The following is an 11,741-nucleotide window of genomic DNA, read 5'->3' as shown; positions in this document are numbered from 1 at the left end:
TTGGTCCAACTTTAGGGGGTCGGTTCACTTCGGGGGTAGCTTTTTTTGATTACATAGGACGAGTGACTCGATAAATAACTTTATGCTTTAATCATGGCAAGCTTTGGCATATGTTTTGATAAAGATTAAAATATATTGATTTATCCTTTCTGTCTATTATATAATCTTTTTATGTCATAAGGGAATTGATATTTTTAAAAATGATTCTCTTGAAGAATTAAAAAAGCGAAAAGAAAGGATGAGTTTCTATTATGGTATTTTTATTGGCATTATCTCCGATTCTATGGCTTATCGTATCCCTGGGGGTCTTTAAGATGCCTGGTTTTAAGGCCTGTCCCCTAGCCTTGGTCCTGGCGTTTGCAGTAGCCCTCACGGAGTATCAAATGGCTGGATTGGATGCCGTCACGGCGGCGCTGGAAGGGGCTGCCCTGGCTTGCTGGCCTATTTTACTGGTCATCATTGCGGCGATTTTTACGTATAATCTCGCCGTTCATACCAAGAGTATGGATATTGTCAAACATATGCTGATGACGGTCAGCAAGGACCGCCGTATCCTGGCACTGCTCATCGCTTGGGGATTTGGCGCATTTATGGAAGGTATGGCCGGTTTCGGTACGGCCATTGCCATTCCGGCATCGATGTTAGTCGCTCTTGGCTTCGATCCGATCAAGTCGATCCTAGTCTGTCTGGTAGCCAATTCCGTTCCGACGACGTACGGTTCAATCGGCATTCCGGCCAGTACCTTAGCGAATTTGACCGGCCTTGATCCGATTTTGCTTTCGTCGTATATCAGTTTGCAGCTGCTGCCCCTCAATCTGATCTGTCCCTTCCTCATCGTCCTCATTATCGGCGGCTCGGTAAAAGCCTTGAAAGGTGTCTTTTTGATTACCCTCTTGTCGGGACTGGCACTGGCCCTTCCGGAACTCGTCATCGCCGCTACGGTCGGTCCTGAACTGGCTGTCATGGGGGCATCGGTCGTCATCATGGCGGTCATCATCGTGTATTCCCGGTTTCAATCGACGGAGGACCCGGAATATACCATGGACATACATCCGGCTCATGTCTCGCTCAAGGGGGGACTGCTCGCCTGCTTACCCTTTATTTTAATCTTCGTCTTCTTGCTGTTGACGTCGAAGCTCATTCCCTTCATCCACGGTCCGCTCATGGCGATTAAATCGTCTGTCCTGATTTATACCGGGGAAGGCGGCGTTCCCTATACCTTTGTATGGGTGAATACGCCGGGGGTTCTCATCTTGTTGGCTGCGTTTATCAGTGGTAGAGTGCAGTCTTCCAGCTTTGGTGAAATGGTGACTGTACTGGGCCAGACCATCGTGGGACTGCGAAATACCATTATTACCATCATCGCCGTCATTGCTACGGCTAAGGTCATGGGCTACAGCGGGATGACTTCGGAGATTGCCCGGACGGCCGTCGAGGCGACGGGATCCATGTATCCGGCGATTGCGCCTCTCATCGGATCGATTGGTACCTTTATCACCGGCTCCGGTACGTCGAGCAACGTCTTGTTTGGCAATCTTCAAACCGATGCGGCAGTCGCCATCCATGTCGATGAAGCCTGGCTGGCAGCGGCCAATGCAGCCGGAACCTGTGCCGGCAAGATGATTTCGCCGCAGAGTATTGCCATTGCGGTAGGAGCGATTTCGCTTTCTGGGCGGGATAATGAAATTTTAAGGGCCATCGTGAAAGTATATATCCCATATATCATCTTGTTGGGGATTGTCGTTTACTTTGGTCACGCTTTGGTGAGTTAACCCGTTTAGTAAGCAGCGGATGCGGCATCTGTCGTGTCCGCTTTTTTTTATGGTTGACAGGATGGATGAGACATAATGTTCTTATTACAAACTATTCTCCAAACAAAATAAGTACCGTAATTCACAAACCATGCTTAATTATCATAAATGAAAAGAGACGGTACTTTTTAATCATGCAAGTTTTAGGAGAGTTTTTATATTTATGATTTTGATTATTAGAAATAAAATGAAGGGAATCTTTCCATTCAGAAAGAAAAAGGGAAGAAGTCATGGTTGTAAAGCCATTGTAAATTTGTAATGAATAATGCTTACAGAATAGATTCGAGTTTTTATATCAAAACGATTAATTCTTAAACGGAATTGATTTTAGAATTATTCATTCCGCAAAATGAATTTTCTCAATAATATTCGTTGACGTTATCGATTTTAAGTGATATCATTCTATTAAGTAATTGGGATATGGAAAATTTTCACAAAGAATGAACGACGCACGTCGAACCATTCAATATGCAGGAGGCAATCAGGGGAATGAGAAAAGTTAAAATCATTACGGCTGAACAAGCAGCTCAGCTGGTAAAGGATAACGATACGATCACATCGATCGGGTTTGTCAGCAGCGCCCATCCGGAAGCGTTGACCAAAGCCTTGGAAAAACGGTTTTTGGAAACGAACAAACCGCAGAACCTTACCTATATTTACGCAGGTTCGCAAGGGATTCGCGACGGCCGCGCTGCCGAACACCTGGCTCATACGGGCCTTTTGAAACGGGCCATCATCGGTCATTGGCAGACCGTACCGGCAATCGGGCAGTTGGCTGTCGATAATAAAATCGAAGCCTATAACTTTTCTCAAGGCACCCTCGTTCATTGGTTCCGTGCTTTGGCCGGTCATAAGCTCGGCGTCTTCACCGATATCGGTTTGGAAACCTTCTTGGATCCCCGTCAGCTCGGCGGCAAACTGAATGACGTCACCAAGGAAGACTTAGTTAAACTGATTGAAGTCGAAGGCCATGAACAGCTTTTCTATCCGACCTTCCCCGTACAGGTTGCTTTCCTCCGCGGTACCTATGCCGATGAATCGGGCAACATTACCATGGATGAAGAAATCGGGCCCTTTGAAAGCATTTCCGTAGCCCAGGCCGTTCACAACTGTGGCGGTAAAGTCGTCGTCCAGGTCAAAGACGTCGTCGCTCACGGCAGCCTCGACCCGCGGATGGTCAAGATCCCCGGTATCTATGTCGACGATGTCGTCATCGCCGCTCCGGAAGATCATCAGCAGACCTATGACTGTCAGTACGATCCGTCCTTAAGCGGTGAACACCGTGCCCCGGAAGGCGCTGCTGATGAAGTACTCCCCATGAGTGCCAAGAAAATCATCGGTCGCCGCGGCGCTTTGGAACTGACTGAAAACGCCGTCGTCAACCTCGGCGTCGGCGCTCCGGAATACGTTGCCTCCGTTGCCGGTGAAGAAGGAATCGCCGATACGATTACCCTGACCGTCGAAGGCGGTGCCATCGGCGGCGTACCGCAGGGCGGCGTTCGATTCGGTTCTTCCCGCAATGCCGATGCCATCATCGACCATACGTATCAGTTCGACTTCTACGATGGCGGCGGCTTGGATATGGCTTATCTGGGCCTGGCTCAGTGCGACAGCACGGGCAACATCAACGTCAGCAAGTTTGGTACCCACGTTGCCGGCTGCGGCGGCTTCCCGAATATTTCTCAGCAGACCAAAAACGTCTTCTTCTGTGGCACCTTTACGGCCGGCGGCCTGAAAGTCGCTGTAGAAGACGGCAAGGTCAAGATCCTTAAAGAAGGCAAGTCCAAGAAATTCATCAAAGCCGTCGATCAGATTACCTTCAACGGTTCCTACGCCGCTCGCAATGGCAAGCGCGTCCTCTACATCACCGAACGCTGCGTCTTTGAATTGACCAAAGACGGCTTGGCCCTCGTCGAAGTCGCACCGGGCATCGATATCGAAAAAGATATCTTAGCTCACATGGACTTCAAACCGATTATTAACAACCCCAAAACCATGGACGCCCGCATCTTCCAGGACGGCCCCATGGGACTGAAAAAATAAAGCTTCTCGCCATAAAGGAGACCTTACTATGAAACCAATGAGACTCCATCACGTAGGCATCGTCTTGCCGACGTTAGAAAAAGCCCATCAATTCATGCAGAATAACGGCCTTGAAATCGACTATGCCGGCTACGTCGACGCTTACCAGGCCGACCTCATCTTTACCAAATTCGGTGATTATGCAAGCCCTATCGAAATGATCATCCCGCACTCCGGCGTCCTCACCAAATTCAACGGCGGCCGCGGCGGCATCGCCCACATCGCCTTTGAAGTCGACGACGTCGAAGGCGTCCGTAAAGAAATGGAAGCCAACTGCCCGGGCTGCATGCTCGAACAGAAGGCCGTCCAGGGGACGGATGATATCATCGTCAACTTCCGCCGTCCTTCGACCAACCAGGGCATCCTCGTCGAATACGTTCAGACGACGGCGCCCATTACGGGACGTGGCGAAGATCCTTTCGTAAAAGCCATGGGGGCCGAAAAGGGAAAGCTTCGCGAACCGTGGCACCCCATGCGTCTTCACCATATTGGCATCGTCCTGCCGACTTTGGAAAAGGCTCATGATTTCATAGAAACCAACGGCCTTGAAGTCGACTATTCCGGCTTCGTCGACGCCTACCATGCCGACCTCATCTTTACCAAGAAAGATAAAAACAGCACGCCCATTGAATTCATCATTCCTCGCGAAGGCGTCTTGAAGGACTTCAATCACGGCAAGGGCGGCATTGCCCACATCGCCTTTGAAGTCGACGACGTCGAAAAGGTACGGCAGATCATGGAAGGCCAGCAGCCGGGCTGCATGCTGGAAAAGAAAGCCGTTCAAGGCACAGACGACATCGTTGTCAACTTCCGCCGTCCCAGCACGGACGCCGGCATCCTCGTCGAATACGTCCAAACCGTTGCGCCCATTAATCGCAGCAATCCCAATCCGTTTCAGAATTGATTTTTGTGAAAAAAGGTGACCATCATGTATACTCTCGGAATCGATGTTGGTTCGTCTTCTTCGAAAGCCGTCATTTTGGAAGACGGTAAGAAAATCATTGCCCAGGCCGTCGTTGAAATCGGTACCGGTTCATCCGGTCCGGAACGGGTCTTGGACGAAGTCTTTGAAAAGACGAACTTAAAGATAGAAGATATGGCGAATATTATCGCCACCGGCTACGGCCGCTTTAATGTCGACTGCGCCAAAGGCGAAGTCAGCGAAATTACCTGCCATGCGAAAGGTGCCCTCTTTGAATGCCCGGGCACGACGACCATCCTCGATATCGGCGGCCAGGACGTCAAGTCGATTAAGCTCAACAGTCAGGGCCTGGTCATGCAGTTCGCCATGAACGACAAGTGCGCTGCCGGTACGGGCCGTTTCCTCGACGTCATGTCCAAGGTACTGGAAATCCCCATGTCTGAAATGGGGGACTGGTACTTCAAATCGAAGCATCCTGCCGCTGTCAGCAGTACCTGCACGGTCTTTGCCGAATCGGAAGTCATTTCCCTTTTGTCGAAGAACATCCCGAAAGAAGACATCGTAGCCGGTGTCCATCAGTCCATTGCCGCTAAGGCCTGCGCCCTCGTGCGCCGCGTCGGTGTCGGCAGCGACCTGACCATGACCGGCGGCGGTTCCCGCGACCCCGGTGTCGTAGATGCCGTATCGAAAGAATTAGGTATCCCTGTCAGAGTAGCCCTTCATCCTCAGGCCGTTGGCGCCTTGGGAGCCGCTCTGATTGCTTATGATAAAATCAAGAAATAAGTCAAAGGAGAGAACAGAATCATGAGTGAAGAAAAAACAGTAGATATTGAAAGCATGAGCGCCAAGGACGCCCTTGGTTACTTCTTGCCGAAAGTCGATGAAGACGCACGCAAAGCTAAAAAAGAAGGCCGCCTCGTTTGCTGGTCCGCTTCGGTAGCACCTCCGGAATTTTGCACGGCTATGGATATTGCCATCGTATATCCGGAAACCCACGCTGCCGGCATCGGTGCCCGTCACGGCGCTCCGGCTATGCTCGAAGTTGCTGAAAACAAAGGCTATAACCAGGATATCTGTTCCTACTGCCGGGTCAACATGGGCTACATGGAACTCATCAAACAGGAAGCCCTTACGGGTAAAACGCCGGAAGCTTTGAAAAATTCGCCGGCTTCTCCCATTCCCCTTCCGGACGTCGTCCTCACCTGCAACAATATTTGCAATACCCTCCTCAAATGGTATGAAAACCTGGCTAAAGAACTGAACGTTCCTCTCATCAACATCGACGTACCGTTCAACCATGAATTCCCGGTTACGAAACACGCAAAACAGTACATCGTCGGCGAATTCAAACATGCTATTTCTCAGCTCGAAGAACTCTGCGGCCGTCCCTTTGACTATGAAAAATTCTTTGAAGTTCAGAAACAGACTCAGCGCTCCATCGCTGCCTGGAATAAAATCGCAACCTACTTCAAATATAAACCGTCGCCGCTCAACGGCTTTGACCTCTTCAACTACATGGGCCTCGCCGTTGCCGCTCGTTCCTTAAACTACTCTGAAATCACGTTCAACAAATTCCTCAAAGAATTGGATGAAAAAGTTGCCAACAAGAAATGGGCTTTCGGCGACAATGAAAAATCCCGTGTTACCTGGGAAGGCATTGCCGTTTGGATCGCTCTCGGCCACACCTTTAAAGAACTGAAGGGCCAGGGCGCTCTCATGACCGGTTCGGCTTATCCTGGCATGTGGGACGTTTCTTACGAACCGGGCAACCTCGAATCCATGGCAGAAGCTTATTCCCGCACGTACATCAACTGCTGCCTCGAACAGCGTGGTGCCGTTCTTGAAAAAGTCGTCCGCGACGGCAACTGCGACGGCCTGATCATGCATCAGAACCGTTCCTGCAAGAACATGAGCCTCCTCAACAACGAAGGCGGCCAGCGCGTTCAGAAGAACCTCGGCGTACCGTACGTCATCTTTGACGGTGACCAGACCGATGCCCGCAACTTCTCAGAAGCTCAGTTCGATACCCGTGTCGAAGCTTTGACCGAAATGATGGCAGACAAAAAAGCCAGTGAAGGAGGAAATCACTAATGAGTCAGATTGATGAACTTATCAGCAAATTTCAAGAAGTATCCAACCATCCTCAAAAGACGGTTTTAAACTATAAAAGCCAGGGCAAACGCCTGGTCGGCATGATGCCTTACTATGCTCCGGAAGAAATCGTATACGCTGCCGGCTGTCTCCCTGTAGGCATGTTCGGTGCCCAGAAGCCGCAGATCGCAGCCGCTCGTACCTATCTGCCTCCCTTTGCTTGTTCTTTGATGCAGGCCGATATGGAACTCCAGCTCAACGGTACCTATGACTGCCTCGACGCCGTCATCTTTTCCGTTCCCTGCGATACCCTTCGCTGCATGAGCCAGAAATGGCACGGCAAGGCTCCGGTCATCGTCTTTACCCATCCTCAGAACCGTAAGATCCGCCCGGCTGTCGACTTCCTCAAAGCCGAATACGAACACGTCCGCTCTGAATTGGAACGCATCCTCGGCGTCAAGATTTCCGACCTTGCCATCCAGGAAGCTATCAACGTATACAATGAAAACCGCCGCACCATGCGCGAATTCTGCGACCTCGCTGCTCAGTACCCGCAGATCTTCACGCCGGTAAAACGTCACGACGTCATCAAAGCTCGTTGGTTCATGGACAAAGCTGAACACACGGCCCTGGTTCGTCAGCTCATCGACGCTGTCAAAAAAGAACCGGTACAGCCGTGGAATGGTAAGAAAGTCGTCCTTTCGGGCATCATGGCCGAACCGGATGAATTCCTCGATATCTTCAGCGAATTCAACATCGCCGTCGTCGCCGATGACCTGGCTCAGGAATCCCGTCAGTTCCGCACGGATGTACCGTCCGGTATCGATCCTTTGGAACAGCTTGCCCAGCAGTGGCAGGACTTCGACGGCTGCCCCCTGGCACTGAACCCGGACAAACCGCGTGGACAGATGCTCATCGACATGACCAAGAAATACAATGCCGACGCCGTCGTCGTCTGCATGATGCGTTTCTGCGATCCTGAAGAATTTGACTATCCGATTTACAAACCGGAATTCGAAGCTGCCGGCGTCCGCTACACCGTCCTCGACCTCGATATCGAATCGCCGTCCTTGGAACAGCTCCGTACGCGTATCCAGGCCTTCTCGGAAATTCTCTAAGCCTTTTGGTTTCACTTGGGCGGGACCCCGTGAGGAGCCGGCCACATAACATACACCTGTCGTCCCTGGCAGGCTGCATAGCTTGAAGCCCGTTTCAAGCGGGCTTTGGGCTATCAATGATGCTTTAAAGACGGCCTCGCCGTTTTTAAATATAAAGATATACACATAATCTTTTAGGAGGAAATTCAATCATGGATTTTAAACTTTCTGAATTACAGCAAGATATTGCCAATCTCGCAAAAGATTTTGCTGAAAAAAAATTAGCTCCTACTGTAAAAGACCGCGATGAAAAAGAAGTTTTTGACCGCGCTATCCTCGATGAAATGGGCACTCTCGGCCTTCTCGGTATTCCTTGGGAAGAAGAAAATGGCGGCGTTGGCGCCGACTTCCTCAGCCTCGTTGTAGCCTGCGAAGAAGTCGCTAAAGTCGACCCCTCCATTGCCCTCAGCTTCGAAGTACATACCATGCTCTGCTCCTGGCCGATCTGGAAATTTGGCACGGCTGAACAGAAAGCCAAATTCCTCAAACCCTTGGCAGAAGGCACGAAACTCGGCGCTTTCGGTCTTACCGAACCGAATGCCGGTACCGATGCTTTGAACGGTTCCACCTCGGCTGTTAAGAACGAAGACGGCAGCTACACCCTGACCGGTTCTAAAGTCTTCAACACCAACGGCGGCGAAGCCGATATCACCGTTGTCTTCGCTTCGACGGACAAATCGAAGGGCGCTAAAGGCATGAGCGCTTTCATCGTTGAAAAAGGCATGGAAGGCTTCACCTACGGCAAGAAAGAAGTTAAAATGGGTATCCGCGCTTCTGTACAGCGTGAACTCGTATTCCAGAACGTAAGAATCCCGGCTGAAAACCTCCTCGGTAAAGAAGGAGAAGGTTTCAAGATCGCTATGATGACCCTCGACGGCGGCCGTATCGGTGTCGGCGCTCAGGCTCTCGGCATCGCTGAAGGCGCATACAATGCAGCTCTCCAGTATGCAAAAGAACGTACCCAGTTCGGCAAACCGATCGGTAAGTTCCAGGCTATCAGCTTCATGCTCGCCGATATGAAACTCAAGATTGAAACGGCTCGCCTTGCTGTATATCAGGCTGCTTGGAAGATGGCTCAGCCCGACGTTAAATCCTACTCTGTCGATGCTGCTATCGCTAAGAAGTACGCTTCTGATGTCGCTATGCAGGTAACCACCGACGCTGTTCAGGTTTTCGGCGGCTACGGCTTCACTCGTGAATATCCGGCTGAACGCTACATGCGTGATGCTAAGATCACCCAGATTTATGAAGGTACTAACCAGGTACAGCAGATGATCATCTCTGGTGCCATCCTCAGATAATCAAAGGGTTTCCTAACCAAACTCTCCTCCTTTTGAAACACGTATAGAAATAGTATATAGTATGAGATAACAACCGCTTACATAAAGGCCCTGCATTCGGAATAGTGCAGGGCCTTTTTTTATGGAAAATGTATTCAATTTTATGACCAAACGAAGAAAGGGGTGACGGTGCGAAATGGGCTGTCAGCCCGTGACGACGAAGGCGTTGTACAGTTTGAGGAGGCGGATATCTTCTTTTGAAATGCGCAGTGTATCGGCGAAGTCCTTCGTTATTTTTTCCGGCTTTTTGCTGATCCATAATTTAGTGGCAACGGGCATGAAGGGGCGAAAAGAGATGCCTTTTCCCATCGCCCATTTATGAGGCGCATCGAGGAAGGGAGCTAAGATGTTGATCATATAGAGCTCCATAGGTGACGTGGTGTGCTCCATGACCAGATTGGTGATGGAGTCATAATGCTTCATATAGCCGGTATAGGTGTTTTCGCAGTTCTGATACTGTTCAGGGTTCTCACAGTTCATATACATGGCGATGGCGAAGCTGCCGTCGGGCCGGCGGGATAAGATGTCGATGACACTGAGGGCGACGTCGTTGCTGCGCCCGTCATAGTAATAATAAAAGAGGCGGGACACATGTTTGAAGAAGGTCGGCACGTCTTCCCAAAAGGCGGTCGGCGCCTTCTGTGCATCCCGATACAGCAAGTCATCGATAGAAACCCGAAGGGCTTCGGCAATGTCATAGAGGGTCTCGATATCGATCGCAATTTCACCGCGTTCATATTTTGATACCGTGGCCTTGCTCTTATAGATGTGAACGGCTAATTCTTCAATCGTCCAATGGCTGCGCTTCCGGTAGAGCCTGATTTTTTTTCCTATTTCTTGGGAAATGAGTGACATATCCATCATCCGTTTCATTAAAATATACCAAACCGATGTTTTTCATCATATAGGCTAAGTATACGTTAATTTACCTTTAAAGTCTACTTAGATGAAACAAAAGACGTGAAAAATATCGTATCAGTAGAAAAATACGCTTTTGACGATAAACCGATACTTTGCTATACTTTGCTCCATCAAGCAGTTACGGCAGGGCAACCTGTTCTTGTTGATGTTGTGAGGAAAGAAGGGACTCGTTCATGATATACGATTTTGATGAAATCATCGATCGGCGAGGTACGAATGCCTTAAATACCGACGGATTCAGAGGCTATATTTTCAAGGATTTTGCCGGGAAAAAGAAATTTCCGTTTAAAGACGAAGAATTTATCCGCATGTGGGTGGCCGATATGGAATTTGCAGCCCCGCCGGAAGTGTGCCAGGCTATGAAAGACCGCATCGATCGGCGCATCTTCGGTTATACCGTGCTCTGTGATGATTCGTATTATAAAATCTTTTCCGGCTGGTGCCAAAAGATGTATGACTGGGAATTTCCTAAAGAAGAGCTGACCTTTTCTTCGGGGATCATACCGGCTCTATATCAATTCGTCGAAGATCTTGTTAAAGACGATGAGAAAGTCCTTATGACGACGCCTTCGTACGGATTCTTTCAGCATGCGGCGGAATACTCCGGTAAAGAATACGTCTGCTCGTCCCTTCGCCGGGATGAAGACGATACCTATACCATCGATTTTGATGATTTTGCCCGAAAAGCGGCAGATCCTAAGATGAAATTGGTCATCTGGTGCAACCCGCACAATCCGACGGGCCGCGTATGGACAGCTGATGAATTGAAGCGAGTCGCCGACATCGTAGAAGCCAATGATTTATGGATCATCAGTGACGAAATCCACTGCGACCTCCTTCGCAGCGGAGTCCGCCATATTCCCATGGCAAAAATCATGGATACCTACCCGAAACTCATTACCTGTATGTCGGCCAGCAAGACGTTTAATCTGGCAGGGCTCATGTTTTCTAATGTCATCATCCGCGATCCGAAACTGCGGCGGACTTTTGTAAAGCATGATAAAAATGTGGGCGACCTGAATCCCATTTCCCTGGCGGCGCATGAAGCGGCCTATGAATATGGCGGCGAGTGGCTGACACAGCTGCGGGCCTATCTCGATGGGAATTTCCACTATGTTCATGACTCCCTGAATGCAAAACTGCCTCGGATCTCTTTCAAGATCCCCCAAGCGACGTACCTGGCCTGGGTGGACATGAATCCTTACCTGGGTGACGTGTCGGATCTGCCGGACTTCTTTGCCAATCAGGCCGGCGTCCTCTTAGAAGGCGGCGACCGTCTCTTTGTCGGAAATGCCAAGGGCTTCATCCGCCTGAATCTGGCCATGCCCCGCGCCGTCGTTGAAAAGGGATTGCAGCGAATCTATGAAGCCATACGTGACCATGTTGATGTCGCGAAGTAGGGAATCTTCGGAGGTCG

9 protein-coding genes are annotated in these 11,741 nt (G+C 50.0%); 8 read left to right on the top strand and 1 reads right to left on the bottom strand.

Going from position 1 to position 11,741, the window contains the following annotated elements; genetic code table 11:
* The first annotated feature begins 251 nt into the window (after positions 1–251).
* The 7 genes from HMPREF3201_RS10730 (at position 252) to HMPREF3201_RS10700 (ending at position 9,364) form a co-directional block, all read left to right on the top strand.
* A complete protein-coding gene (locus tag HMPREF3201_RS10730; RefSeq protein ID WP_062413056.1) occupies positions 252–1,772 on the top strand; it encodes an L-lactate permease in 1,521 nt (506 codons plus the stop codon).
* 528 nt (positions 1,773–2,300) lie between these two features.
* Entirely contained in the window at positions 2,301–3,854 is a 1,554-nt protein-coding gene (locus HMPREF3201_RS10725) for an acyl CoA:acetate/3-ketoacid CoA transferase (protein WP_062413055.1), read from the top strand.
* Between the two features lie 28 nt (positions 3,855–3,882).
* Positions 3,883–4,797, top strand: a complete 915-nt coding sequence (locus HMPREF3201_RS10720; RefSeq protein WP_062413054.1) for a VOC family protein — start codon at positions 3,883–3,885, stop codon at positions 4,795–4,797.
* 24 nt (positions 4,798–4,821) lie between these two features.
* Positions 4,822–5,598, top strand: a complete 777-nt coding sequence (locus HMPREF3201_RS10715) for an acyl-CoA dehydratase activase (protein WP_062413053.1) — start codon at positions 4,822–4,824, stop codon at positions 5,596–5,598.
* 21 nt (positions 5,599–5,619) lie between these two features.
* Entirely contained in the window at positions 5,620–6,906 is a 1,287-nt protein-coding gene (locus HMPREF3201_RS10710; protein ID WP_062413052.1) for a 2-hydroxyacyl-CoA dehydratase subunit D, read from the top strand.
* Positions 6,906–8,024, top strand: a complete 1,119-nt coding sequence (locus HMPREF3201_RS10705; RefSeq protein ID WP_062413051.1) for a 2-hydroxyacyl-CoA dehydratase subunit D — start codon at positions 6,906–6,908, stop codon at positions 8,022–8,024. Before HMPREF3201_RS10710 ends, HMPREF3201_RS10705 begins: the two co-directional genes overlap by 1 nt.
* A gap of 191 nt (positions 8,025–8,215) precedes the next feature.
* A complete protein-coding gene (locus HMPREF3201_RS10700) occupies positions 8,216–9,364 on the top strand; it encodes an acyl-CoA dehydrogenase (RefSeq protein WP_062413050.1) in 1,149 nt (382 codons plus the stop codon).
* 183 nt (positions 9,365–9,547) lie between these two features.
* Here the strand turns inward: HMPREF3201_RS10700 and HMPREF3201_RS10695 are convergent, their stop codons facing one another.
* Positions 9,548–10,267 (bottom strand): helix-turn-helix domain-containing protein, encoded by a 720-nt coding sequence (locus tag HMPREF3201_RS10695; protein WP_227163216.1) that lies wholly within the window; start codon positions 10,265–10,267, stop codon positions 9,548–9,550.
* A gap of 230 nt (positions 10,268–10,497) precedes the next feature.
* Here HMPREF3201_RS10695 and HMPREF3201_RS10690 point away from each other — a divergent pair, with 230 nt between their 5' ends.
* A complete protein-coding gene (locus HMPREF3201_RS10690; RefSeq protein ID WP_154254588.1) occupies positions 10,498–11,724 on the top strand; it encodes a MalY/PatB family protein in 1,227 nt (408 codons plus the stop codon).
* Positions 11,725–11,741: the final 17 nt, after the last annotated feature.

The sequence above is a fragment of the Megasphaera sp. MJR8396C genome, assembly GCF_001546855.1.
Taxonomy (GTDB): Bacteria; Bacillota; Negativicutes; order Veillonellales; family Megasphaeraceae; genus Megasphaera.
Note: the sequence above shows the minus strand (reverse complement) of the source record. Positions and strands in the feature narration are given on the sequence as shown.